This window comes from Myxacorys sp. (assembly GCF_059501405.1).
Map to the genome: position 1 here is coordinate 16,177 of NZ_JCACCM010000069.1, position 25,934 is coordinate 42,110.

Sequence of the window (25,934 nt, forward strand, 5' to 3'; positions counted from 1 at the left end):
TTTGTACAACAAAAGAGGCAATTGATTTTGACTTAAAGTGGCAACAGATTCACTGAGTAAATGGAATAGACGAACCTATCTGTTCCTTTACATCCACTATCAAATCCGTTGCCAATCCGCGTCTTATTGCCAAACAAACACCTTTGCTTCAAACGCTCCTAGGTCGGTCGTCAGAGCATTGTCGTTCACCTCGACATCATAGTTTCCCGTCCACTCGTGCCAGGTTCCATTCTCTGGAAAATCAGCCACGGTGTATCCCGCTAGGAACTGCTCCGAGAAATTGGCCACCACCACTACCCGCGAGCCTTCATCATTCCACCGCGTGTATGCCAGCACCTTGCCGTCTGAATTCTCGTGGAAGAACGTTACATTCTCGGTATAGAGCGCGTGATTTTCCTTCCGCAATAAAATTAGACCTTTGTAATACTCAAACAGTCCACGATTGAGATCACCCCCCAACAACGTCCAATCAATCTTGGCTTGCTCTTGGGTTTTGTGCTTGTACTCACCAAATTCTTCTCCCATCCAAATTAGAGGCACACCCACAGCCGTCATGAGGACAGCGGCTCCGAGCTTTGCGCGTTGAAAGGCAGCTTCATCTAGAATTTGGCGATCGCCCAACTCTGCCATCACATGACTGTGATCATGATTGGTCAGGTAGTTGACGACATTGGTTGCGCCCATGAAGCCTTGGCGTTTGCAATCGATCGCGTCCTTAAGCCGATCCAAATCAAACGTCTCGCCCGTCATGTGTTCTAGCAAGCAGTGATAGAAGCTATCGTGCCAGCAACCGTCCATCGGGCCATCGATATTGGTAATGCTAGTAGTTTCGGGAATATGTTCAGCAATGTTATAAAACGGTTTTTCACCCGCCGCTTCTTTGGCTTGTTGCACAATCCAATGCAGAAAATCATAATTGGCAATTTGCCGAGCCGCATCATAGCGAATGCCGTCGAGATGAAATTCGGAAACCCAATAGCGAACGGTATCGCCAACAAAACGACGAGCCGGAAAAGTATCTAAGTTCTCATCGTGGAATTCATAGTTAAATTCAGGTCCCCAGTTGTTATCGGGGTCGCGTGGCTCATGATGATACCAATAGTCATGATCAATCTGTGTGAGCGGCGAAGAAGATTCAGAATGATTGTAAATTCCATCCATGATGACGCGGATACCGCGACCGTGGCATTCATCTACAAAGCGCTTTAGATCAGCGGTTTCGCCATAGCTCGATTCTGTTGCAAAAAAGTGGCGCGGATTATATCCCCAACTATAATCACCGGGGTACTCCTTGACCGGCATTAGCTCGATCGCATTCACACCTAACTCGGATAGATAATCGAGCTTTGCGATCGCATCTACGTAGCGTCCGCGAACTTTAGGATCATCTTCACCGCCAGAAAAATCGGCGATGTGCATTTCGTAGATCACCAGTTCGCGATCGGCAGGCAACGGATGACCATCGTTTTTCCAAACGTAAGTATCGACGATGCGATTACCATCTTTAATCAGCGCGATAGAATTTTCGCTTGCACTTTGACCATCAATGTTAGTTGCGTAAGGATCGGTGACATCAACCCATTGATCGGCTTCAAAAAACCAGCTTTTCGACTGCACGCGAAATTTGTACTGGTAAGTCCCATCCTCTAAATCGACCGTTACTCGAAAATATCCATCTTTTCCCTTCTGCATTGGAATCTCTTGCCAATCGGAAAAAGAACCTACGATCGCAGCTCCCTTGTTGTAGGGAGCAAACAAGTTGAATTCGATAGGACTTGCCATAGAACCTTTGATAGTTTGATTTTACTTATACTCAGAGGGAATCGTGTGCATTGTCTGATGCAAATATAGATTCGTGTATCTGGCTTCAGACCTTGACGAGACTAAATTCATTATCTCTTTAGATAGAAATCAAGTTAGAAGAAGTCAAAATATTTCTCAATGGGCAGCTAAAATTGCTAAACGCGAAAGCTCAATAGCACGCTCATCCTCTCTACAATTTGCAAGCCTTTGGATAAGCAATTCGCTGGTGATTAGACTGCTGCCACACTCGCACAAACACTTCAGCAATTTTAGACATATCTTCGCGAGTCAGCCCAGAATCGTCTAACTGACCATCTTTCCAACGGGCACCCAAAATTTTATTGATCATATTCAACGCCTCTTCAGGTGTCGCCTCTTTCAGCGATCGTAGTGCCGCTTCCGCCGAGTCTGCTAACATCAGCAGTGCTGTTTCCCGCGACTGCGGCGCAGGCCCGTCGTAGCGAAAATCTGCTTCATTCACGGTAATGGTGTGGTCGGCTTTTGCCCGTTCTTTGGCTTGGTGGTAAAAGTATGCGATCGTCATCGTGCCTTGATGCTCAGGAATAAATGCTTGCACCGCTTTCGGCAACCGCGCCTTTCGCGCCATGACCAACCCCTCGGTCACGTGTTTTTTGATAATACAGGCGCTGCTCCACGGGTCATTGATCAAATCGTGTTTGTTAATTCCGCCCATCTGATTTTCGATAAAACCGAGCGGATCATGCATCTTCCCGATGTCGTGATAAAGCGTGCCTGTTCTGACCAGTTCGACATGACAGCCTAATTCACGAGCAGCCGCTTCTGCTAAATTCGCCACAAATAACGTATGTTGGAACGTTCCGGGCGTTTCGGCAGCAAGTCGTTTGAGTAACGGACGATTGGGATTGGCTAGTTCGACCAATCGGATCGTCGTCACCAAATCAAACGCATGTTCCAAATAGGGACTAATTCCGCTTGCCGCAATGCTCCACGCTAACCCTAGCAATGCATAGATCGCCGCCTGCCGGATGAGACCATACCACACGACGCCAGAAACGGCTCCGATCAGTAAATAGAGCGTGCCTTGAATCAATCCGATCGCTAACCCCAGCCATGCTAATTCTTCGCGCGATCGCATCCGTCTGCCGAAAATCGCGGCTACCAATCCTCCGGCGGCGCAAGGTAGCCATTGACTCACGCCGATTGTCATTCCAAGCGGCATCAGCCCACTCAAAAATCCAACCAGGGGAACCGCTAACAACGGGCCGTAGAACGTACTCATCAACAGCGCGATCGCGGGTAGATTGGTTGCAGGAATGCCCAATAGCACGATCACTGGCGTACTGACCGTCATAAGCCAGACCAGCCCATAATCGCGAGGACGCAACCCTTCCGAATGGAATCGCTGCTCAATCTGCCAGAACAAAACTACTGCTCCGCTTACGAGAAATCCAAAACTGACCAAGCCGACCCAATTTGTTTCTCGACGACTCAACTGGAAATAATCCAGGATTAAGAAATCTTGACGGCTAATTGGTTCTCCGACCTCTGCAATTACCTCGCCTCGATGCACAGCGATCTGTTCTAACGGAACGTCTTGCGCCGCTTTTTCAGCTTGAACTCGCGATTGTTCTTCGTCTTTCGCTAGGTTGGGTTTCAGGGTGGTTAACAGAAGTTTGGCCGCGATCGCTTTTGTTTCTGGCGGCGTCGCAATCTCTAGATTCAAATTGATCGCCGCTTCTAACTGACTCGGGGGCAAGCCCGGCGGAATGCCTTGCGTCAGCATGCGATTGCTGATTTGAATCACTTCATTCTGCATCTTCTGCCACGTTGGTTCTGGAATGTCTAGAACCGAAAAGTCATACACAGATTGCATTACTGGTGTTTGCAGTGTGTTAAGGGTCATAACATACTGCTGCCGCGCTTGAGTAATTTGGCTCACCAGCATTGAAAAAGTCTTCTCAACCGTGCGATGTTGCTGTAGCTCTGCGATCGCGCTGAGCTGAGCCGGATCGCTAAAGAGTGTGGCGTCTTTTTGAGCGGCAGGTTGCCCAGACAGGGCTAAAATCCGTTGCCATTCCCACTCCTCGGCACGGCGTAGGTATTTCTGAGTCGCTTCTGAGAGCAACTGCGTATCGGCAGGCAGCGTTCCTACTTGTTGTCTTAGTTGATTCCCCTTCGCTAAGACGGCCTGTAACTCCTGCCGAATCTGTTCAGTCGTTGCCGAATTTACCATCCAAACCGCCATTGCATCGGTTCGAGCGGCTTTCCGTTTTTCTTCCGTCGCCTGTTTATCTTCTACTGTGGCATCGGCTGGCGCTTCAATCGTCTGAGGGGCAAATTTACCGACGCTAAGTTGAGGCTGATTGTAAAAGCCATAGCCCAAGGCACTCGTGAGGGATAAAGCGGCGAGGGTCAGCGCGATCGGCTCTGCCAATCTTTGAGGAATTCTAGAAGGGACGCCAGCTTTTCTCAATCGTTTGCGAAGCGTCTTCACCCGACTGAACGACGTGATAGAAACCAGTAAATACTGTATTTGATCCACCGAAACGGCGCGATGCAGGTGTAGACCGCAATCACTGCACGCTTGTTGGAGTTGTCGAGTCAATAACCAAAAAGATCGCATAGTCGCAAACGTCTCACGTTAATGAATATTAGTCCGAATGGAAGTGATGACGCCAAGGCTAAGGCAGTAGAAATGGATTGACTCCTTCAATGTTTTTTATAGATAACAAGTTTCTATAGAAAAAATAAAAATCGATGCGCTTCCTAGATGCATTTCTGATACCAAGACTCCGCAACCAAACGTCAGGTCTCAATTCCTTAACGATTCTTCAACACCACGTTCATCTCACATTTATCTTTAAGTTCGTCGTTCGCTTCATTATAGAAACGGCGCTCAAAAAACGAGCTTTGTTTCAAGATTTGTGACCAACGCGGATCACATGCGGCGCAGCAACCAACGGCAGTGTAGTCGAAGTAGCCCGCTTAAGGTCATGAACTCCAGACCACTGAGCCAAGAGTTGGGTTGCTAGGTGCAGCGTCGCTTGTTGAGTATCGCCTGTGCTGAGTCGCCACTCAACGGGGATTCCAATCATACTGTTGTACGCCCCGGACATTGCCCCTGTAAGGCTACAGACGATCGGAGCTTCGTAGGCGGCTTGGGCTGCCCGCAAGACTGAAAGCCGAAAGTCTCCGATCGTACTCAAGAAACAGTAGAGCGCGATCGCAACACAAGCGTCTGAAGGCCTGGCTGAATTAGCCTGAACCGCCAGAATTGAAGCTACGGCGTCCTCCAAACCTATGGGTTGGGCCAACAGGGTTTGAACCTGCTGGAGTGTTTCTTTTGAAACGTGTGCCTCTGGTGCTAATCCCAGCATTGACCCTTGCTCAATTCCGCTCACCGCCACTATTTCAGGAATGCAAGTTGGTGCTTTCAGCGTTTCTAGCAGCGCTTGAGCAATAGTGTGTGCGATCGCAAGCAAATAGGGCAACGACGGTTGCTCGGTTTGCCAAACCTTCAGCACCTCTTGCACATTTTGCCGCAGTTTCCGGGTGTCCTCGTGAAAAAACAGAAAGACGGGAAGAAGCGCGATCGCGGCTTCGGCAGTGTTAAGCGGCATCTGAAAGATCGGATCAGACGGCTGCTCGACACGCTGCGGGGTAATCAACGACTCGGCATAAAAGCGAGTTACAGGAATCAGCGATTGATTGGACTTCGTGGCGCAAACCTGTTTGGAGGCTGACGTTGCCAGACGAGATGTGGATGAGATCTGCTGCCCGACTGTTTCGCCGATCGCGGCTCCGAGCAGGGTTGCCTGAAACCGTTTGAGAAGCCCATACTGCATGATTAAAGCGCTCTACCGTAACTGTTGTAGTTCAATCTTCGCCGATTTGATTGATTTCGCGGCTGCTCTTCACTGATAAAACTGAATCCCTAGACACCCAAAATTTCAATATGGCAATCTCAATATGTGGTAGTTCTTGGCTAATTTATTGGAAACAATGCGCTATATTTGGATTTTACCCTCTATAATTGGGCGCATCCTAAAGAGATCGCAACCGTAATCGGTTTCTCATGTTCTTCCATTGGCTGAGGTTAAATTAGATGGACTTCCCGCGAAAATTGCCCGCAATGTCTGTAGCTCGAAGACGTAACGCCACACCGAAAGGTTCAGTGTGGCGGCGTTACAGTCTATTAGTCGGGGTACTCACCATCAGTTGTCTAGTGCCAACCTGTCTAGTGCCAACCATAGCGCTGAGCCAAACCGGAGGCGTGACGCGATCGCTACTAAGAGAAGGCAGCCAAGGAGCAGAGGTGACTGAATTGCAAGCGACTCTAAAGTTGCTCGGATTCTTTAACGGCAATGTAGATGGCGTGTTTGGAGATGGTACAGCAGAAGCAGTGACTCGGTTTCAGCAAGCGGCTAGTCTAGATCAAGATGGCATTGTTGGGCAGGCAACCTGGGACAAACTGTTTCCGCCGACCTCTATTAGTGCGCTCCCGGCTCCATCTCAATTTCCGAATTCGTCAGTTCCAAATTTGCCAGCTCCAGCGGGTTCTGATTATGAGCCTTATCCAATTCTGAGAAAGGGAGCGAGGGGTGCAGCAGTGATTGGCTTGCAGTCAAGACTAAGGGCGATTGGCGCGTTTAGTGGCGAGGTCGATGGAGTATTTGGAGATGAAACTCTATCGGCAGTAGAAGAGGCTCAGCGCCGATTTGACCTTGATCCGGATGGTATTGTCGGTCCCTCTACATGGGAGGCACTCCGCCGCTAGATCATAAGCTTGTTGGCCGATCGTTGCGGCAGATAAACAGATGTTAACTTTGGTGAAACAAGCGCGATCGCAGCTTAGCCGAATGCTACTTTAAATGCAGGCACACAGGAAGCCAACTTGCTTCTCAAACATTCTTAGATTAAGGCTTGTGCCTCCTGCTTTAATCAAATCGCAACGGTCGATTCTGGTAGTGACATCACTGATTCTTAGCGTTAGACAGTTCTTAACCTTACACTCCACATTCTGATCGCTTAGGAAAAAACGTCTAGCTAAAACTACAGTCTGAACAGGCTGGAACATCACTACCCGATGAATTCTGTAGCGAAGTAGTCCACCTTAGTTAGTGATTGAACGTTATTCATTGAACCAGCTACAATCCAACAAAACTACTGTTCTAAGGGTTCGCCGTATCGGTCGAACCCTTCAATAGTTTTTAGGATCTTTGTTTTAGAATCTTTTACAAGAGCTTAGGTGCGACGAACGGCTGCAAGATTGCTATAGAGATGAAACGCTGAATTCCAGAGGCTAATGTCTTGCCCAAATAGATGAATGTTGGACGGTAACTTTTGCAGCAATACTGGAAAATCGATTACTGTTTCTGCAAAACTCGTGAATTCTGACCAAACGGGTTGGCTGGGCAATATCTGACTCAAAAACGAAGTTAAGCTATTCCAATGAATGCGATTGACGGCTTGATCTAGCTCAATCACGTTCTCTCCTAAAGCGGCGAACTCGATACCCTGATCAAAGTTGTACTTCCAATCGCAAAGCCTCAGAATGCAGCCTCTTTCAGGTAAATGGAGGTCACAGATGCGAGCAAAATCTTGAGTTTGTTCTTTGCGCTGACGCTGAATCCCTTCACGCGGGGTAATGTCCACCACCCGTTCATAGATCGGTAGCATTCCTTCCACGCGCTGACTGACTTCTGACCAGTCGAATTTGAGTGTACCTAGTTGCCCATGTTCGTTTTCGCACAGGGCAAGGGCGTGAGGCTCATATTCTTGAAAACTATGGACCTGAAATACTGAGCGAGTTTGAATGTCGGTCACGGTTGCCCAAAAGCTAGGAATGTTTGCTGCTTGGAGTTGTTGTCCGTAAAGCCTCAGTTCTCCGATCGCGCCAATGCGGTAGAGTTTCCAGCCTTTGTTTGGCAACTGCAAACGGGCAGTGTAGGCGTCGATCTTCATAATCTGAGCAAATGCGATCGCGGCTTTCGATTTAGCCTCTGGGGGCATGGCTTCAAGCACCAGCATTCCTAGTTCAGCGTTCTCAGGATTAGCCGTTGCTTCTGCGATCGCGGCTTGATGCTTTGCTTGTTCTAGGTCATGAATTCGCTGAAGCGCTTGTCTGGTTTGAAGCGCAATTTTAGGATTGAGAACGTCGCGCAAGACGTGCTGATAAATTTCTTTTGCGCCCTCCCAGTTTCCATACGCTTCATACAATCGACCGCGATAGAACCGTCCCCACGGATTTTGAGGAGACTCTTTTAGAAAAGTTTTCAGCAATTGAGCCGCCGTTTTATATTCTTGGCGATCGAAGGCCGCAGCGATTTGATCCAGCATGGGAAGAGATGAGGGATGAAGGATGAGGAGTTCTAGCGTCTCCCTACAACTTCAGCTTTCCCAAAAATCTCCCCCGTTCATTTCAGTTAATCTTATTCTTCATCGTTTCATCTCTCATCCCTCATCCCTATTTCAACTGCTCCTGCAATCATGGACATGACTGCCACTGGTGCTGTCACGGCTCGAAGAATGCGCCGACCCAATGAAACAGGCTGATAGTCGTGTGCGATCGCGCTCATTTCTTCCACTTCTGTCCAGCCGCCTTCACAGCCGATGGCAACACAAGTTGAGCGGGCCGCAGACACGCACTGAAGCAGATGCGGTGGCGTTCCTCTTGCCAGACAAATCAAGCGTTGCTCTGCTTCGACTGTTTCTAGCGCGGCTGCAAAAGATAGCGGATCGAGAATTGTTGGCACAAATTGCCGCTCAGATTGTTCAGCGGCTTCTTGAGCGATGCGACGCCAACGTTCTAGTTTGTTAGAGCTAGGATTAAGCAGTGTACGATCGCTGATAATAGGCACAACACACGCGACGCCCAATTCGGTGACTTGCCGAATGACATCATCCAAACCAGTTTTGGGTAACGCTAACATCAACGTCACCGCGATCGGGACTTCAGATTCAAAAACAACAGGTTCGGTCAGGGTGGCTTGATCGCCCTGCAATTGAGCGAACCAACTGTTGCCGTGTCCATCCATTGCAATGAAGCGATCGCCCGATTTTAATCTCAACACACGACTTAAATAATGCTGCTGCTCGGGTGTAAGAATGACGATCGAAGCATGTAATTGCGAGGCGGTGAACACTAACCGTTGTAGCTGAGCCAAGCTTTTCTCCTGTCCTAAATCGAGTTCTGAAGCAACATCTCGAATTCTTCAAGTGATTGACTGACGCCAACTTCTTTAGCGCGTTGTAAATATTGCGGAATTAGAGCTGCGATCGCAATCTCAGGAAAAATCAAGCTCGATTGAGATTCAACGTATTGGCCTTGATCCAAAATGTTGATTGACAACATTCCGCTACTGTAAATCCACAATTCTGGCACGCCTAACGCTTCATAAGCATTCCGTTCTGTTTTAGATGTAACATCCGTTTCGATCGCTAAATCAGGCGGTGGATCAACCGATAGATCTATCCGATCCTTACCGATTACGGCTTGGTAATTTTGAATATAAAAGCAATCGTCCGGTTCAATGCCTGCTGCCATTCCCTCGCGCTTAAATGTTGTAGAGCCAAGCGGCTCCCAGCGTCGCTTTTGCAACCGCAGCACGATTTTGACCAAATCTGAAATAGCGACTTTTGAGCGCTCATGTTCTGGCAAAGGAGCCATAATCTCTAGAATTCCATCTGCGTAGGCAACCCGTGACGATCGACGATCGCTAAGTTCATCCAAAATCTCTTCAAACCTCTGCCACGACACAGGTTGGAGCGTTACTTTCTGACCGGGCGCTAGCTGGAGGTTGATCGAAGTAGCAGTCATAAAAGCCACGATTACGCTATTGCCATAATGCCAAAAAAGGGCGTTTGTAGACGCCCTCATTTATGCAGCAGAAAATCAAATTGACATCAATAGGTTGAGGCGAATTGATGAATCGCATCAAGACCAACGCGATCGCAGAAATCACCGAAACTTTCACCCAATTGACGCTCTTTCTTAAAGTAGGTAAACACAGGCTCAAGCACCGTTTCTAGATCATCAATGTTCAATTTTTCTAGATACACTTTTGCCAACCGGGTCTGATTGGGAGCTGCACCCATCCACACTTGGTAAGTGTTCGGGCCGTTGCCAACAAGCCCTAATTCTGCCAAATATGGGCGCGCACATCCGTTTGGACAACCCGTCATCCGCAGGAAGAAATGCTCATTCGGCAAGCCGACTTTATCTAATAGCGATCGCACCCGAGCCAGAATACTCGGACTGACGCGCTCCGCTTCGGTTGTTGCCAGTCCGCAAGTTGGCAACGCCGGACATGCCATCGAGTAGCGGGCTAACGGATCGATTTTGGTGGGACGAATAACTTTCGCGCGATCGAGAATCGCTTGAATCTTGCTTTTATCTGCCGGATCAATATCAAACAGAATCACATCTTGGCTCGGCGTTAACTTGAGCGGTAGATTAAATCGCTCAACAATTCGCTTTAGAGCGCTCTTGAGTTTGAAATCTCCTTCGTCTTTGATCCGACCGTTCTGAACCGCAAGTCCTAAGAACAGCTTGCCATCGCCTTGCTGTTGCCAACCCAAAAAGTCAAGATATTTCCACTGAGGTAATGGCTTGGAAGGCTCAATTTTCTGACCAAAATACTCTTCAACCTTGGCGCGGAATTTTTCAACGCCCCACTCTTCGACTAGGTATTTCATACGCGAGTGACGCCGATCGCAGCGATCGCCATAGTCACGCTGAGTGGCGACGATCGCTTTCACCAAATCATACACATCGGCTTTATCAACATATCCGATCGGATCAGCGAGGCGCGGAAAGGTTTCTTCTTTATTGTGAGTCCGCCCTAGACCACCACCTGCAAATACATTGAAGCCTTCAAGCTCACCTTGCTCGTTCGTCAACACCACAAGACTGAGATCTTGCGAGAACAGATCGACTGAGTTATCGCCCGGAACCGTGACGCAAATTTTGAACTTGCGCGGCAGGTAGTGAGGACCATAGATTGGTTCGATCGAACCCTCTACATTGCTGCCGTTGATATTGCGCTTCCGTGCGGCAACGACTTCCGGATCTTCTTCTCCAGAAACGACTTTCTCTCCATCCAGCCAGATTTCGTAATATGCGCCCGACTGCGGTGTAAGCAGATCTGCGACATTGTTCGCATAGGTGCGAGCGAGATCATACTCCGGGCGATTGCGGTATGGTGCAGCCGGAGACATGACGTTGCGGTTCACATCACCGCACGCGGTCAAGGTCGATCCCATGTTGTGAACAATCTCGGCGATCGTCTGCTTCAAATTCTTCTTGAGAATGCCGTGAAGCTGAAACGCTTGCCGCGTCGTAATCCGCATCGTGTGGTTGCCGTACTGATCCGACAGGCGATCGAGCGTCAGATAAAGCTGCGGTGGCACAAACCCTCCGGGCGTGCGAGTCCTTAGCATCATCGAGTAGTCCTTTTCCTGCCCTCGGACACGGTTATCCCGATTGTCTTGCTGATACGAGCCGTGAAACTTGAGCAGTTGAATGGAATCTTCTGTGAAGTGGGTCGTGTCGAGCAACACTTCAGATGCCATAGGTTCCCGCAGCAGATTACTGCGGTCTTTGATGCCTTCTACTTTAGAAAGCTTGCGGTCGGTGGATGTCGGCTGTGAAGAAATAACCATGAATCTGCTGCGATCGCTTAGAGACAACAATTGGTAATGGGCAACCAAACTAGCAGATTGCCCATTACCAAGACAAAACCTATTCCCGGTAAATCGGTCGGAATTATGATGAATGCCTTCAGTCTAACATCCGTTTCTTGCTGACCGAATATTCTTACAAAACATTTCAAGGTTGTCATCCTTATTCTAAACCTGACATTCCTCATACGAAATTAAGACAAAAGAACGCTTTCAAGTTGAAATCAAATGTTCTAGTCTCAACCCACTAAAATGAAAACGCTTCAAAAAGGGTGAGAGCAATGGCAACTCAAACTCGTGCAGCAAAGCCGTTCAATGAACTCGTAATCACTTGGGAACCCTTGCCCAGCGATTTTGTGTTAGAGGATGATCCCGTGGACAATGAAGGACAGCCCCTCTTGGCCAGGGCACTGCGAGAAAGTTTAGAACTCGATGGGTTCATTCAGCCGCAGATGCTGATCGTTTCAAATTTTGGACTTTGTGCGACGGTGAATGACCAAATTGTGGTCAAAGCTCCTGACTGGCTTTACGTGCCTTCTGTGTCACCACTTGCAACGCCAAAAATTCGCAGAAGCTACACTCCGCATGCTGAAGGAGACGTGCCTGCGATCGTTATCGAGTTTTTATCAGAAACCGAGGGCGGAGAATATTCCTTCAAACGCACTTATCCGCCTGGAAAGTGGTTTTTCTACGAGCAGATTCTCAAAGTTCCGCTCTATGTCATCTTTGACCCAGAGGTGGGATTGCTGGAGTTCTATCAACTTCAGAACGATCGCTACGAACTGCAACTTCCAAACTCGAATGGTCGCCATTGGGTGCCGTCAATGAACTTGTTTTTGGGCACTTGGCGCGGCACAAAAGAAGGGCTAACAGGCTATTGGCTACGCTGGTGGGACGCGACAGAGCGGTTGCTCCCCTAGGCAGTAGAACTGATTGAGGAGGAACGCCAGCGTGCTGAAGCAGAACGCCAGCAGAAAGAAAAGCTGATGGACTATTTAAGGTCACAGGCGTTGACCCAAATGACGTTCTCTAAAATTAGCAAGCTGCGGAACTTAGTGGCGCAGATCGTAGAATTGCTTCTTTCAACTACTTTCCCAATCTGGACAGTCTGACTCTAGTTGCCAGCCATAAGGATGAAAGCCACAAACCAGCATTGCCCGATTGCAACGGGTGTACCCGTAGCTAATGCCGTGATAGTTAGCGCAGCCTTGACAGGGTTGAGGACGTGACGGCGTGATCTCACTAAATCCCTGCTGCGATCGCAAAATCTGCTGATTACTCTGCTGACGATGCCAGTTCACATAGTCAGCCTTACGCAATAGGTAATCAATCCGTTGGGACGGGCTTCTAGCTGCATCCATCGTCTTAGGAAAAGAAGGGACAATACTTATAGCGTACTCATCGCGCCCTAAAAAGCTGTCACTCTAACGTCTGGTTTTTATGAAAAACTAGGAAGATATTTTTCAAATTTTGATGCTGTTATCAGAACTATCAATCCCAGTAACAGTAGTTGTTATCGGAAGGCATTTTACCCGCATTTAGGTCAGTCAAACGCTCGCTCAACATTGTCTTCAATCAACAAAGTTTTCAAATCACAAACAGTAGCCTCTCATTTTTACTGTCGCCCTCATTTAAGTTAAGTGCGTACCCAATTCTTATGTCTGTCATTACAATCACGGTCAAACTGTTTGCCGCCTATCAAGATGCTTACGGCGTTCCAGAACTTCAGTTCGACCTTCCAGAAGGAAGCACAGTCGAGACAGTGTGCGATCGCTTGATCCGCGATCGCCCCGAATTAGCTCAATGGCGCGATATCACTCGCTTCGGTGTCAATTTTCAGTTTGTTCAATCTGATACTGTTTTGCAGTCGGGAGACGAAGTGGTGTTCATTCCACCAGTGAGCGGAGGGTAAAAAGGGGCGATCGCATTGCTATATAGAGTTCTCTCCTGACAACTTCATATCAAAAGTCCATCTCAAAAGCGTCTGTGATCTATGCTGATTCAATCCCGACAAAAAAAGTCGGCTTTATTTGACTCAGTATTTTTGCCGTGTTAGGATTCGGCAAAATCACAGAAACAAAGCGTTTGTAAGAAGGAATTTTCAGTCATGGCCCAGGCAACACAAGACAAGGCGATAAACAGCGTAACGACCGCATTTCAGGCACTCCAGTGTAAAGAGTGCGGTGCAGAGTACGAACCGAAGGCGACCCACGTTTGTGAATTGTGTTTTGGCCCGCTGGAAGTGAAGTATGACTATGACTTCTTGCGGCGCACAGTGACCCGCGAAACGATTCAAGCGGGTCCTCACTCGATTTGGCGCTATCGTCCCTTCCTGCCTGTAACTAGCGAGAACCCGATCGACGTCGGAACGGGCATGACTCCTCTGCTGCAAGCAAATCGTCTGGCTCGGCGGTTGGGGTTGAAGAAGCTTTACATCAAAAATGACGCGGTGAACATGCCGACCCTCAGTTTTAAGGATCGGGTTGTGTCGGTTGCGCTAACCCGCGCACGAGAGTTAGGCTTCACCACGGTTTCTTGTGCTAGTACTGGAAACTTGGCAAACTCAACAGCCGCGATCGCGGCTCATGCCGGTCTCGATTGTTGTGTGTTCATTCCGTCTGATCTAGAAGCGGGAAAGGTGTTGGGGACGCTGATTTATAATCCAACGCTAATGGCCGTTCACGGCAACTACGATCAGGTGAATCGCCTCTGTTCTGAAGTGGCCAACACTCACGGTTGGGGCTTTGTCAACATTAATCTGCGTCCTTATTATTCTGAAGGCTCTAAGACGCTGGGCTATGAAGTGATTGAGCAATTGGGCTGGCAACTTCCCGATCACATCGTTGCACCGTTGGCGTCGGGTTCGTTATTTACCAAGATCTACAAAGGATTCCAAGAGTTTGTCAAAGTTGGCTTAGTGGATGAGAAGCCCGTTCGGTTTAGCGGCGCTCAGGCGGAAGGCTGCTCTCCGATTGCCCAAGCATTTAGCGAAGGGCGCGACTTTATTTCTCCAGTTAAGCCAAATACGATCGCCAAGTCTCTCGCCATTGGCAATCCGGCAGACGGAGTTTATGCGATCGATATTGCTCAAAAGACGAACGGCAACATTGAATCTGTTACGGATGCCGAGATTATCGACGCAATGAAGCTATTGGCTGAAACCGAAGGCATCTTCACCGAAACCGCAGGCGGAACCACGATCGCAACCCTTAAAAAATTGGTAGAAGCGGGCAAAATCAATCCTGATGAAACCACAGTTGTCTACATCACGGGTAATGGTCTGAAAACTCAAGAGGCCATTCAGGGCTATATCGGCGAACCTTTGACCATCGAGCCAAAACTTGAGAGCTTCGAGCGTGCCTTAGAGCGATCGCGCACCTTAGACCGCCTGGAGTGGCAGCAAGTTTTAGTCTAGAGATGACGGGATGAAGAAATTTCTGGCAGCTTCATCCGGTATGATTCAATTTCTGTAATTCAATCTTTCATTCCTCCTAGTTATGGTCAAAGTTCTGATTCCGACACCCCTTCAAAAGCTAACGAACGATCAAGCCGTTGTAGATTGCAACGGTAGCAATATTTCTGAGTTGCTAGAATCTCTAGAAAGCAGTTGCCCTGGTATCAAAGCGCGGTTGTGCGATGACCAAGGCAAACTCCGCCGCTTTGTGAACTTCTACGTCAACAGCGAAGACATTCGATTTCTTGAGAACGAGAACACTAAGCTGAACGACGGGGATGAAGTGAGTATCATTCCTGCGATCGCGGGCGGCTAGTCCGAGTTGTTTCTTGTCGAACCAAAAATCCCTCCACTTTTGAAGTAAAGATGGAGGGATTTTTGCTGGCTGTAGAACCACGGAGACCAAGGCGGGTTTGAGAAGCTTCTTCTAAGACAAGAGCCGGGAGATATATAAAAGCAAATACGGGCGGCATGTCCGCATTTGCCTGTACTAAAGATGTCATGAATAAGAGTGCGATCCGCGCATTTCACCCAAGATTTCACTGTCAGGATAAGGGTTAGTAGGTTATGTGTAGGTTGTGTGAATTCAATACCCAAGTTTCCAGATTCGACCTTTTGATGAGTGAAGTCACCATGTTTGTCTTCCCTAACCTATATCTTCTCTAACCTGAAAGGTTACTGGGGTAGATCGCCAATGAACACAGTGGTCTGGTACTTCAGAAATACTCGCCCTTGAGGGTCTGCGTAGCGATCGTACAATGCCTTTAGGTCGTTCAGCAGTTTCTCATACGCCGCTCCTGCGCGAGGAACATAAGATCGGCTCTTTGCATTACCAATCAATCCTGCTAAATCATGAACTTGTGTGATGGTAAATCTGTAGTCTTGCACGGTTGGAAAGAGTGAATGGTCGGGGAAGCTTTCAGAGCGATCGAGAGCGGGATGCTTGTCTGAAACCTGGCGCATGAGTTCACCAAATTCGTTGGTAAATGGATCGCTGCGATCGCGACCATTCCACGCTAATGCTAACCGCCCAGATGGTTTAAGAATGCGATGAAATTCGGTCAGAGCCACTTCTGGATTAAACCAGTGAAACGCTTGAAAACACGTTACTAGATTGACGGACTGATCCGCTAGGCCCGTTTGTTCTGCGGTTCCTAAGCGATACTCGACATTAAGATGAGGTTCGGCTGCGGCTTGCATCGCGGCATTTGGCTCAATTGCCCAAACGCGGCAACCGCGCTCACCAAACAAGCGCGATGAAATTCCGGTTCCCGCGCTAATATCGGCCACGACCAATTGAGATAGATCTCCTAAGCCAGAGAGAATTTGAGCGATCGCGTCAGGTGGGTAACTCGGACGATGGTTAACGTAGTCCGCCGCGCGATCGGAGAAACGATTGAGTGGATCAAGCTGATGGAGAGGAGCCGTCATAGTGTGTGATGGCGTTTGCGTTCACCCTCATTGAACCATAAACCTACAAAAAGCCCCCAGCCGCGAAGCCAGGGGTGAATCATCAGGGTGCATCTACCATTCCTCTATACCTGGAGAGGGACGGCGCATCCGGAGAAATTATTCAGTTTTTTGGCAAACGTTCAAACCTTAGGTCAACGCACCCAATGGCATCGCGGCTTGCAACTTGTCATGTAATGCTTCAGAAGAGCGCACGGCTGCCATTTTGATCGGCTCTAGCAACGCTAACGGAACCTGCAAACGGTTGAGCCCACAGTATTCATCGCGTTTTGTCTCCCGATTGGGACCGTGATAGTCGCTGCCTCCGGTCATTAGTAAGCCATACTCGTGGCACAAAGTTTTCAGTTTATCGACCTGATATAGGGTGTGGCTTGGATGATAGACTTCTAAGCCCATGAGCCCAGCGTCTACAAGCTCGGGCAGTATCGTTTCGACCCTACCCCCTCGAAACAGATAGGGATGTGCCCAAACCGGCACTGCACCGCACGATCGCAAAAGCCCAATTCCTTCTGCTGTGCTAAATTTTTCGTACTGCACAAACGCAGGCTTGTCGTCGGCTAAGAAGCGATCAAAGGCATCCCGCGAAGATTCGACATACCCCGCTTTGACCATCATGGTGGCAATGTGTGGACGCCCGGGAGCCATGCCTTCTCCCATATCAGGCAATTCCAACGGATAGCCTAAGTCAGCCAGCTTGTTTAGCATGGCTTGAGCGCGACGCTTACGCCCTTCTAGTCGTTGAGCTAAGGGCGGAATTAACTGTTCTCGATCGGGATAAAAGCCCAGAACATGAAGCGATCGCTCGTTATACACGGTGCTGAGTTCTAGTCCCGGTACGATCTCTAATTCGGCAGGAGCGGCATTCAGCGCTTCATCCCAACCGGAAACTGTATCATGATCGGTAATTGCCAATGCCTTAACACCTGCTTTTACCGCCGCGTCTACCAACTCTGTTGGCGTTAGCGTTCCATCGGAAAAGGTTGTGTGACAGTGAAGTTCTAACATGGGTATAGGCTAACGCAAATCGAGGGATGAGAGATGAGGGATGAAATAGGATAATGATCTTGAGAGCGCTGATCTTTGTGTAGGGTTCTCGTAATCGTCCTGCGTGGAAGTGGGGCAATGCTCTCTATTACATCCCTCACTCCTACTATTTATGCCCGAAGGTCCTGAAATTCGGCTGGCGGCAGACACGATCGCAATTGCACTCCTCGATCAACCCATCATAGACCTATTTTTCGCGTTTGAGCATCTCAAACCTTATGAAGAAGCATTTGTGGGTGAGCGGGTGACGGCTGTGAAGACTCGCGGTAAGGGAATGCTGATGTGCTTCTCGAATCAGCTTTACATTTACAGCCACAACCAGCTTTACGGAAAATGGTTTGTGCGGCGATTGCGCTCTTACCCTAAGACCAATCGGCAGCTTCGGCTTGCCATTCATACCGCTAAAAAATCGGCACTGCTATATAGCGCGTCAGATATTGAGGTTTTGCGGGAAGAAGACTTACCTCATCATTCATTTTTGAGTCGAATCGAAGTGGATGTGCTGGATCAAGCAGTGACTATTGAACAGCTTGAGTTGCGGTTTTTGGAGAAGCGGTTTTATCGGCGTCAGTTGCCGTCATTGCTCTTAGATCAGCATTTTTTAGGTGGATTGGGCAATTATCTTCGTAGCGAAATCTTGTTTGTTGCCAGAGTTTATCCGATGTTACGTCCGATTGATTGTTCTGTTGCACAAATTCGTGCGTTAGCATCAGCTGTGCTATCTGTTACTTATCAGTCTTATCAAACTAAAGGCATTACTAATAATTTAGAATTAGCATTGCAGTTAAAGTCACAGGGATATAAACGAAGCGATTACCGTCACTATGTTTTTAATCGTGAAGGTAGACCCTGTTTTGTTTGTGGCACTGCGATCGCAAAAGAGATCTTGGCGGGACGACGGCTCTACTACTGTCCGCACTGTCAAATGTTGACCTGGCAGTAGGGTAAACGCATCTAAATTAGATACTGTGAATCTTAAATGGCTCTGAAGATATAGTTGCCCGCAGATTTAGAATTAATTGATGACCTCTATAAAGCGGTGTTATGGTGCTTCTGCAAAGTGCTGTTGTGGCAACGTTTTCTATCCAAATCTAAATATTCATAGAGCTTAGTCTATGTAGTGGATTTGAGAAATCTTGTCTTAACGACCACCAGATAGCTGGACTTTTCAGAGAAATTCAGAGTATCTTGATTTTTAACAAATCAGTTAATTTCATTAGCTGAACGTGTTAACAGTCTCAAGCAATGACTGCCAGTGCTGGTCTATTCTTTGCAAAATTTAAGGGCGTTAATCCTTAATCTATTAACTCCCTTAATCTATTAACTTCTTGTCATCTTCTGCCCGGTATTTTGAGCTGGAGTGAGCGTCGTTGAGATGCATTACTCTGACGAATCAGACTTTCGTGTTTTAAATATTTCACATTCAGCAAATCCGCTTGAAAACGCGTTTTTATAAGCGATTTGCTGAGCGAAATTTGATTGTCTTTAATCAGCAATCAATCTGTTCACTACCGATATTGTAGTTAGGAGTTAGAAATGGAACGCTTTTCGTCTGCCATGTCCCGGCGGCGCTTTCTCTATACAGCAGGTGCAACCACTGCATCTTCAATTTTCTTGAAAGGTTGTCTAGGTAATCCGCCTGCTGAACTAGTGGGAGGTAGAACCCAAGCAGCTCCTGTTGCAGATGCAGATTCTGGTGTAAAAGCAGGGCAAGAACCGGAAGTTAAAACTGCTAAATTAGGCTATTTTCCCATCGTGGAATCTGCTCCTTTAATCATTGCGAAAGAGAAAGGATTTTTTGCTAAACATGGCATGGGAGAAATTGCTTTAGATAAGCAAGCGAACTGGGGCGCTGCTCGTGATAATGTCAAAATTGGTGCATCTGGAGGCGGAATTGATGGAGGTCAGTGGCAAATGCCAATGCCGTATCTGATCTCGGAAGGAATCATTACCGATAACGTTAAGATTCCCATGTTTGTGTTAGCGCAATTGAATACTCAAGGAAATGGAATTGCGATCGCAAGCAAGCACATTGGTAAAAACATTGGGTTAAAGCTAGCGGATCAAACGGCCTTCTTTAGCGGTCTAAAGTCCCAAGGCGGACAATTCAAAGCCGCCTATACGTTTCCTCGCGCCAACCAAGAATTTTGGATTCGATATTGGTTAGCAGCAGGAGGCATTGACCCAGATACCGATGTGGAATTGTTGACCGTTCCGACAGCGCAAACCGTTGCCGATATGAAGCGGGGAGCAATGGATGCATTTAGCACGGGCGATCCTTGGCCTGCCAGAATTGTTGCAGATAAGACAGGATTTGTTGCAGCCCTCACGGCTGAAATTTGGAAAGCGCATCCCGAAGAATACTTTGCAATGCGAAAAGATTGGGTAGATAGCCATCCCAAAGCTACGAAAGCGATTCTGAAAGCAATCATGGAAGCACAACAGTGGTGTGATGATTTTAACAATCGTGCAGAAATGGCTAAAATCTTGGCTGGACGAGAATATTTCAACATGCCAGAAGCAGTTATAGCTGAGCCATTAATGGGTAAGTACAACCTAGGAGAACGAACGATCGACGATCGCTCGATGGCGGTACTGTACTGGAAGGATAGCAAAGGCAGTGTTTCCTATCCTTATAAGAGCCATGACCTTTGGTTTTTGACTGAGAGCGTTCGTTGGAACTTCTTGCCCAAAGAAACGTTGACCAATGCTAAGAGATTGATTGATCAAGTCAACCGAGAAGACCTCTGGAAGCAAGCAGCACAGGAGTTGGGCCTTGCAGCTTCTGATATTCCAAGCAGCACCTCTCGTGGCGTTGAAGAATTTTTTGATGGGGTCAAGTTTGATCCAGAAAATCCTCAAGCTTATCTAAATAGTTTGAAGATCAAGAAAGCTTAGAGATTTGAGCATAAGACGTTAGTAGATAAAGAAGCATGAAAACTAACGCAAGGTAAGCGAAAATCTGGCAATTATTGCAATTCGCTCTCAAACATATCCATGATTATGCAGTTAATAGGAGTAAAAAATCATGACTATTGCTCGGAAGCAATTCAACAAACCGTCCTTTATTCTCGACAAGAAGCTAAAACAACGGCTTGACGATATTGCAACACCGCTTGGAACAATCTTAGTTCTGCTGTTAATTTGGCAACTTCTGACGATGATTTTGCCAACCGACTTGCCAGGACCGATTAAAGTTGTTCAAGAAACGTGGGTCTTGATTTTGTATCCGTTCTTCGACTTCGGCGGCACGAATAAGGGCTTATTTTGGCAAGTTCTTAGCAGTTTGCAACGGGTTGCGATCGGCTATTCGTTTGCTGCTGTTGTGGGCATTGGGCTCGGAATCTTAGTGGGCTTGAACAAGCGCTTGTCGAAAGGACTTGATCCAATTTTCAACATTTTACGCACCGTTCCGCCGCTTGCCTGGGTACCGATCGCACTTGCTGCATTAAAACAGAATCAGCCTGCCGCTTTGTTCGTAATCTTCATTACTGCGATTTGGCCGATTTTGATTAACACGGCAGTTGGCGTCCGGCAGATTCCCCAAGATTTCAACAACGTGGCTCAAGTTTTGCAACTCCCGAGAACGGAGTACTTCTTCAAAATTTTGATTCCGTCCGCGTTGCCTTATATTTTCACAGGGTTACGGATTGCAATCGGGTTGTCATGGCTAGCGATTATTGCCGCAGAGATTGTGATGTCTGGAATTGTCGGAATTGGGTTCTTTATCTGGAACGCCTATCAAAACAGTCAGATTAGTGAGATTATCGTGTCCCTGGTCTATATCGGTTTAGTCGGGTGGTTGCTCGATAGCCTGATGGCATGGGTGCAGACCTTGATTTTGCCGCAGAGCCAGCGATAATCATTTCACTCAGCACCATTTCACTCAATATTGGCATCCCGCGCAACATCGGCATTCCACTCAACATTGTCATTACTGATTTACGTCCTGTTCTGTTCTTCATTCGGCAATCCATCATGACTTCTTTTGTAACAGTTGAGAGTCTTGAGAAGACCTTCTCCTTAGAAAATGGTGGGCAATATGTTGCTCTCAAAGGAATTGATCTACAAATTCAAAAAGGCGAATTCATTTCACTGATTGGGCACTCTGGTTGCGGTAAATCCACCCTGCTAAATATGGTTGCAGGATTGGATTTGCCCACGGATGGATTAGTGATGCTTCAAGGTGAAGAAATCCTGCGTCCAGGCCCCGATCGCATGGTTGTATTTCAAAACTATTCTCTACTCCCTTGGATGACCGTTCGCCAAAACATTGCATTAGCTGTAAATAATGTGTTGAGCAATCTATCAGTGGCAGAACGAAATGAGATTATTGAACGCAATATTGATCTCGTTGGGCTTCGCCATGCAGTAGATAAACCACCGGATCAGTTATCGGGTGGAATGAAACAGCGGGTGGCGATCGCACGTGCCCTGGCTACTCGTCCCAAGCTCTTACTGTTAGACGAACCCTTTGGAGCATTGGATGCGCTCACTCGCGGAAACCTGCAAGAGCAACTGATGAAAATCTGCGAAGAGAGCCATATCACCGCAATTATGGTGACGCACGATGTGGATGAAGCCCTATTGCTCAGCGATCGCATCGTCATGCTGACGAACGGACCTCAATCTAAAATTGGGCAGATCATGGACGTCGATCTGCCGCGTCCGCGAAAACGCATGGAAGTGATCAATCATCCTAATTACTACAGTTACCGAAGTGAAATCATTTATTTCTTGAATCAACAAAAGCAGATCAAGAAGTTGAGAGCCAGAAAAACTACGGCGATTGCACGCCACGGTTTAGAGAAAATCAATCTCGAAATCGGATTTGTGCCCTTAACGGCAGCGGCTCCGGTCGTGATCGCGAAGGAAAAGGGATTCTTTGAGCATCACGGATTGGATGCTGTGAATTTGGTGCGAGAGTCCAGTTGGCGCGGAATTCAGGATGGGATTGCGGGCAGCTACCTTGATGCAGCGCAAATGCCTTCTGGAATGCCAGTTTGGTTGACCGCAGGTGGTTTAAATGGGGAACCGTTGCCGGTTGTCAGTGCCTTAACGATGACCCGCAACGGCAACGCCATTACACTCGACAAGCGGTTCTACGAACAAGGAATTATCACCCTGGCTGACTTAAGACGGATGCTCCTAGAAAGCCGCGATCGTCAGCATACTTTTGGGGCGGTTCATCCGGCTTCGATGCACAATCTGTTGCTGCGCTATTGGTTAGCGGCGGGCGGCATTGACCCAAATAAAGATGTCACGGTCTCCACGATTCCGCCTGCTCAAATGGTGGCAAACTTGGAAGCTGGCAATATTGATGGTTATTGTATTGGTGAACCTTGGAATGTGCGGGCTGCGATCGACAACATTGGATATACGATCGCAACCGACCTGGAAATTTGGGATGGTCATCCTGGCAAGGTTTTGGGGGTTCGCGAAGATTGGGCAAATGCCTACCCGAATACTCACATTGCATTGGTGAAAGCACTGCTTGAAGCTTGTGCGTACTGCGCCAATCCAGCGAATCAAGAAGAAGTTCGGATGATTCTGTCTCGTCCAGAGTATCTCGATTGTGAGATGGAATACATTGACCTTGGTGATGGCAGTCATAACACCTGTGGACTGCATCCTTCGCCGCGCGAGTATGCCCACCATCAGTTCTTTGGCGCAGGCGTGAATCGTCCTAGCCGCACCGAGCATCTGTGGATTATGACCCAACTCGCTCGCTGGGGAGAGGTGCCATTCCCCCGAAACTGGGTTGAAATTTTGGAGCGCATTTGTAAGGTGAGTGTGTTTAGCATTGCGGCTCGTGAATTGGAGTTGGATATTTCCTACAGCCGAGGTCCGATTCACTTCTTTGATGGCACTACCTTTACAGCAGATGATCCGATCGCCTATCTGAATCATTTACAAATCAAGCATGACATTTACATGGCTGATGTGCCGTTAAAAGCGCCAGGAATACAGGCTGCCTAGAATTACTTGCGCTTGATTCATGACTGCTCACTCCTTCTGATTCTGATCCATTCCTGCAAACTACTAAACCCCCTCAAACGCAAATGGTTACATCGCTCAAGTCTGCAGAACGTTCCTTTTCACACGAGGCCGCTCCTTTCCTAGTCGTAGACCAAGTTTCCAAAGTTTACCCGACCAAAACTGGTGATTACACGGTTCTTAAAGACGTGAATCTTGCGGTTAATCAAGGGGAATTCATTTGCGTCATTGGGCACTCTGGCTGTGGCAAATCTACCCTGCTCAATATGGTGAGCGGATTTGCAAAACCCACCACCGGAAGGGTTCTGTTACAAGGTAAACCAATTGAGAAACCGGGTCCCGATCGCATGGTCGTGTTTCAAGGCTATGCCTTACTGCCCTGGCTCACCGTTTTTGAGAACGTTTACTTGGGCGTTAATGTTGTTTATCCCCAAAAATCTAAATCCGAGAAAACCCAAATCGTCAAAGAGTTTTTGGCAATGGTGGGACTAGCCGACGCGATGGAGAAGAAGCCGCCTCAGATTTCGGGTGGGATGAAGCAACGGGTGGCGATCGCCCGTGCCCTGGCTCTCTGTCCAGAAGTTCTGATCTTAGACGAGCCTTTCGGCGCATTAGACGCGATTACCAAAGAAGAATTACAGGAAGAACTGCTAAAAATTTGGAACACCCACAAATGCACCGTGTTGATGATCACGCACGACATTGATGAGGCGTTATTTCTGGCAGATAAATTAGTCATGATGACCAACGGGCCTGCTGCCGCGATCGGAGAAGTAATGGAAATTCCGTTCCGACGTCCTCGCAATCGGACCCGGATGATGGAAACGCCGGAGTATTACAAACTCCGCAACCATGCTCTAGATTTCCTTTACAATCGCTTTGCTCATGATGATGAATAGCGTCATCTTGAGCAAATAGCCGCACAACTGCTGAACGCCACTTGTAAACATTGGCTTTGCAATTGACTTGGATTTAGCTTGGAACCGTCACCCACGTTCCCGTTTCATTCGATTCGTGCGCTAAATCCATGAGCAGTTGAGTGTATACGCCTTCTTTCAGCGACGGCGGCAACGTTTCTTGTCGGTCAATGCTTAGCACCCACTGATCGACCACGCGAATGAATGGGGCAATGCGTCCATCAGGAAACACTTGAGGAAATGCCAATCGCTTGGGAATGTCGAGTTCGGTCAGCTCTTTTCCGCCTTGACTTCCCCACAGCTTAAAACCGTGAACATAGTCTTTCTGATTGTCGCTGCCCAAAACAAGCGCGCCGCGATCGCCATACACTTCGACCCAATGCCCGCGCCCTTGGGTTGTGACAGAACTGAGGCAAATTTGACAGGGCGTTCCATCTGCTAATTCCAGCATGATGGTGCAGGTATCGTCCGAATCGACGGGTTTCAGTTCTCCAGTCGTTGGATCAGGGCGGGCTGAAATCGAGGTGCTGAGGTGGGCTGAGAGCCGCCTCACCGAACCGAATAGCCACGCAACATAGTCAAATGCATGAGACCCGATCGCGCCCAGCGCACCACCACCTTGATCCTTGCGAGCATACCAATTCCACGGGCGGCTGGCATCGGCTCGACTTGACACCAGCCAATCAATTTTGATCAGTCGTTTTTGTCCGACATATCCTTGAGACAGAAGCTCTGCTAAATGCTGCCATGCCGGAACAAAGCGAAACTCAAAGGTCATGCTGGTCGCTATTCGCTGCTTGAGCGCCAAGTTATAAAGCTCTTTTGCCTCTGTGTAGTTTAGCGTTGTCGGTTTCTCTAATAACAAGTGCTTTCCAGCATTCAATACTGTTTTCGCCATCTCATAATGCAAAAATGGCGGCGTTGAGATACTGACCGCATCGACATCCGATCGCGCAACCATGTCTTCTAGCGTTTGACTAGCATAAGCAATATTGTGTGTTTGAGCGATCGCCTTCGCCTTCTCTAAATCCCGATGGTAGACCGCTACTACACGCGTCCGCGACTGGGCTTGAAAGCCTGGAATGTGGACTTTTTGACCGAACCCTGTTCCTGCGATCGCAACTCGAATGTCAGACATAAATCAATAGTGTGGAAGACTGGTGTGGAAGACGGGTTGAATTAAGTTAGGTTTATTATACTGATTAACTGCCTAGAAATCTTAGCGAGAAAGGATAGCGGTAAGACTGCCCTCTGGACGCTTTAATCGCAGCGAAGATAGTAATAACAACCTGAAAGACAACGAATATGGCAACACCAATTAAGAATGTATAACCTATCCATATCAACGCGTTCTCAAATGTATTAGTGGCATTAGCATTTGTGTAAATAAATACACTACATGTTGCAAAAAACAAGAACGCGGGTAAAACACCAGCAGCAATGCCATAGAGCGTCATTGAAATCAGAAAATTCATTATTTCGCGTCCCTGCTGATCAATAAATGGATGGCGATCGCGCCCGCTACGCCACACAATAGACTTAATCGGAAATAGGCAGTAGTCGAAGCCAGACAACAAGAGGCTTTC

22 protein-coding genes are annotated in these 25,934 nt (G+C 47.9%); 10 read left to right on the top strand and 12 right to left on the bottom strand.

From position 1 onward, the window contains the following. Positions 1–123: 123 nt before the first annotated feature. The 3 genes from AC5I6P_RS06795 to AC5I6P_RS06805 form a co-directional block, all read right to left on the bottom strand. A complete protein-coding gene (locus tag AC5I6P_RS06795; protein WP_495692991.1) occupies positions 124–1,782 on the bottom strand; it encodes an alpha-amylase family glycosyl hydrolase in 1,659 nt (552 codons plus the stop codon). A gap of 211 nt (positions 1,783–1,993) precedes the next feature. After that, the gene (locus AC5I6P_RS06800) at positions 1,994–4,408 is read right to left on the bottom strand and encodes an HD family phosphohydrolase (protein ID WP_495692992.1); all 2,415 of its coding nucleotides are present in this window, start codon (positions 4,406–4,408) and stop codon (positions 1,994–1,996) included. A gap of 292 nt (positions 4,409–4,700) precedes the next feature. Further along, the gene (locus AC5I6P_RS06805; RefSeq protein WP_495692993.1) at positions 4,701–5,630 is read right to left on the bottom strand and encodes an ADP-ribosylglycohydrolase family protein; all 930 of its coding nucleotides are present in this window, start codon (positions 5,628–5,630) and stop codon (positions 4,701–4,703) included. Between the two features lie 260 nt (positions 5,631–5,890). Here AC5I6P_RS06805 and AC5I6P_RS06810 point away from each other — a divergent pair, with 260 nt between their 5' ends. Then, positions 5,891–6,562 (top strand): peptidoglycan-binding domain-containing protein, encoded by a 672-nt coding sequence (locus tag AC5I6P_RS06810; protein WP_495692994.1) that lies wholly within the window; start codon positions 5,891–5,893, stop codon positions 6,560–6,562. 467 nt (positions 6,563–7,029) lie between these two features. Here AC5I6P_RS06810 and AC5I6P_RS06815 read toward each other — a convergent pair whose 3' ends face one another. The 4 genes from AC5I6P_RS06815 to sir all read right to left on the bottom strand — a co-directional run bounded on the left by AC5I6P_RS06815 (position 7,030) and on the right by sir (position 11,448). Beyond that, positions 7,030–8,124, bottom strand: coding sequence for a tetratricopeptide repeat protein (locus tag AC5I6P_RS06815; protein ID WP_495692995.1), 1,095 nt, complete (start codon positions 8,122–8,124; stop codon positions 7,030–7,032). 107 nt (positions 8,125–8,231) lie between these two features. Further along, positions 8,232–8,951 carry a 16S rRNA (uracil(1498)-N(3))-methyltransferase gene (locus AC5I6P_RS06820; RefSeq protein ID WP_495692996.1) on the bottom strand — a complete coding sequence of 240 codons (720 nt, stop codon included), beginning with the start codon at positions 8,949–8,951 and terminating at the stop codon, positions 8,232–8,234. 14 nt (positions 8,952–8,965) lie between these two features. After that, positions 8,966–9,604, bottom strand: a complete 639-nt coding sequence (locus AC5I6P_RS06825; protein WP_495692997.1) for a Uma2 family endonuclease — start codon at positions 9,602–9,604, stop codon at positions 8,966–8,968. An 86-nt stretch (positions 9,605–9,690) separates the two neighbouring features. Next, a complete protein-coding gene (sir, locus tag AC5I6P_RS06830; protein WP_495692998.1) occupies positions 9,691–11,448 on the bottom strand; it encodes a sulfite reductase, ferredoxin dependent in 1,758 nt (585 codons plus the stop codon). 299 nt (positions 11,449–11,747) lie between these two features. Here sir and AC5I6P_RS06835 point away from each other — a divergent pair, with 299 nt between their 5' ends. Further along, the gene (locus AC5I6P_RS06835; protein WP_495692999.1) at positions 11,748–12,386 is read left to right on the top strand and encodes a Uma2 family endonuclease; all 639 of its coding nucleotides are present in this window, start codon (positions 11,748–11,750) and stop codon (positions 12,384–12,386) included. 162 nt (positions 12,387–12,548) lie between these two features. Here AC5I6P_RS06835 and AC5I6P_RS06840 read toward each other — a convergent pair whose 3' ends face one another. Next, positions 12,549–12,827: a hypothetical protein gene (locus tag AC5I6P_RS06840; protein WP_495693000.1), complete on the bottom strand. Its 279-nt coding sequence runs from the start codon at positions 12,825–12,827 to the stop codon at positions 12,549–12,551. Between the two features lie 296 nt (positions 12,828–13,123). Here AC5I6P_RS06840 and AC5I6P_RS06845 point away from each other — a divergent pair, with 296 nt between their 5' ends. From AC5I6P_RS06845 to AC5I6P_RS06855, 3 genes are all read left to right on the top strand, one after another. Continuing rightward, positions 13,124–13,378 carry a MoaD/ThiS family protein gene (locus AC5I6P_RS06845; protein ID WP_495693001.1) on the top strand — a complete coding sequence of 85 codons (255 nt, stop codon included), beginning with the start codon at positions 13,124–13,126 and terminating at the stop codon, positions 13,376–13,378. A gap of 195 nt (positions 13,379–13,573) precedes the next feature. Next, the gene (thrC, locus tag AC5I6P_RS06850) at positions 13,574–14,881 is read left to right on the top strand and encodes a threonine synthase (protein ID WP_495693002.1); all 1,308 of its coding nucleotides are present in this window, start codon (positions 13,574–13,576) and stop codon (positions 14,879–14,881) included. 82 nt (positions 14,882–14,963) lie between these two features. Next, positions 14,964–15,236 carry a MoaD/ThiS family protein gene (locus tag AC5I6P_RS06855; RefSeq protein ID WP_495693003.1) on the top strand — a complete coding sequence of 91 codons (273 nt, stop codon included), beginning with the start codon at positions 14,964–14,966 and terminating at the stop codon, positions 15,234–15,236. Positions 15,237–15,595: 359 nt separating this feature from the next. On the opposite strand, the gene AC5I6P_RS06860 is transcribed toward AC5I6P_RS06855, so the two are convergent. Continuing rightward, positions 15,596–16,351 (bottom strand): class I SAM-dependent methyltransferase, encoded by a 756-nt coding sequence (locus tag AC5I6P_RS06860; RefSeq protein WP_495693004.1) that lies wholly within the window; start codon positions 16,349–16,351, stop codon positions 15,596–15,598. A gap of 168 nt (positions 16,352–16,519) precedes the next feature. Further along, entirely contained in the window at positions 16,520–17,395 is an 876-nt protein-coding gene (locus AC5I6P_RS06865; RefSeq protein WP_495693005.1) for a PHP domain-containing protein, read from the bottom strand. 151 nt (positions 17,396–17,546) lie between these two features. On the opposite strand from AC5I6P_RS06865, the gene nei reads away from it, so the two are divergent. From nei to AC5I6P_RS06890, 5 genes are all read left to right on the top strand, one after another. Beyond that, positions 17,547–18,377: an endonuclease VIII gene (gene nei, locus AC5I6P_RS06870; RefSeq protein ID WP_495693006.1), complete on the top strand. Its 831-nt coding sequence runs from the start codon at positions 17,547–17,549 to the stop codon at positions 18,375–18,377. A 593-nt stretch (positions 18,378–18,970) separates the two neighbouring features. After that, on the top strand, positions 18,971–20,332 hold the full coding sequence (locus AC5I6P_RS06875; RefSeq protein WP_495693007.1) for a CmpA/NrtA family ABC transporter substrate-binding protein: 1,362 nt from the start codon (positions 18,971–18,973) through the stop codon (positions 20,330–20,332). Positions 20,333–20,462: 130 nt separating this feature from the next. Further along, the gene (ntrB, locus tag AC5I6P_RS06880) at positions 20,463–21,296 is read left to right on the top strand and encodes a nitrate ABC transporter permease (RefSeq protein WP_495693008.1); all 834 of its coding nucleotides are present in this window, start codon (positions 20,463–20,465) and stop codon (positions 21,294–21,296) included. Next, the gene (locus AC5I6P_RS06885) at positions 21,257–23,413 is read left to right on the top strand and encodes an ABC transporter ATP-binding/substrate-binding protein (protein ID WP_495693009.1); all 2,157 of its coding nucleotides are present in this window, start codon (positions 21,257–21,259) and stop codon (positions 23,411–23,413) included. The genes ntrB and AC5I6P_RS06885 overlap by 40 nt, the downstream gene beginning before the upstream one ends. Positions 23,414–23,496: 83 nt before the next feature. Continuing rightward, positions 23,497–24,330, top strand: a complete 834-nt coding sequence (locus AC5I6P_RS06890) for a nitrate ABC transporter ATP-binding protein (RefSeq protein ID WP_495693010.1) — start codon at positions 23,497–23,499, stop codon at positions 24,328–24,330. 73 nt (positions 24,331–24,403) lie between these two features. On the opposite strand, the gene AC5I6P_RS06895 is transcribed toward AC5I6P_RS06890, so the two are convergent. After that, positions 24,404–25,486 (bottom strand): Gfo/Idh/MocA family protein, encoded by a 1,083-nt coding sequence (locus AC5I6P_RS06895; RefSeq protein ID WP_495693011.1) that lies wholly within the window; start codon positions 25,484–25,486, stop codon positions 24,404–24,406. Positions 25,487–25,550: 64 nt separating this feature from the next. Continuing rightward, positions 25,551–25,934: DUF4870 domain-containing protein (locus AC5I6P_RS06900; RefSeq protein WP_495693012.1), on the bottom strand; the 384-nt coding region annotated here is incomplete at its 5' end.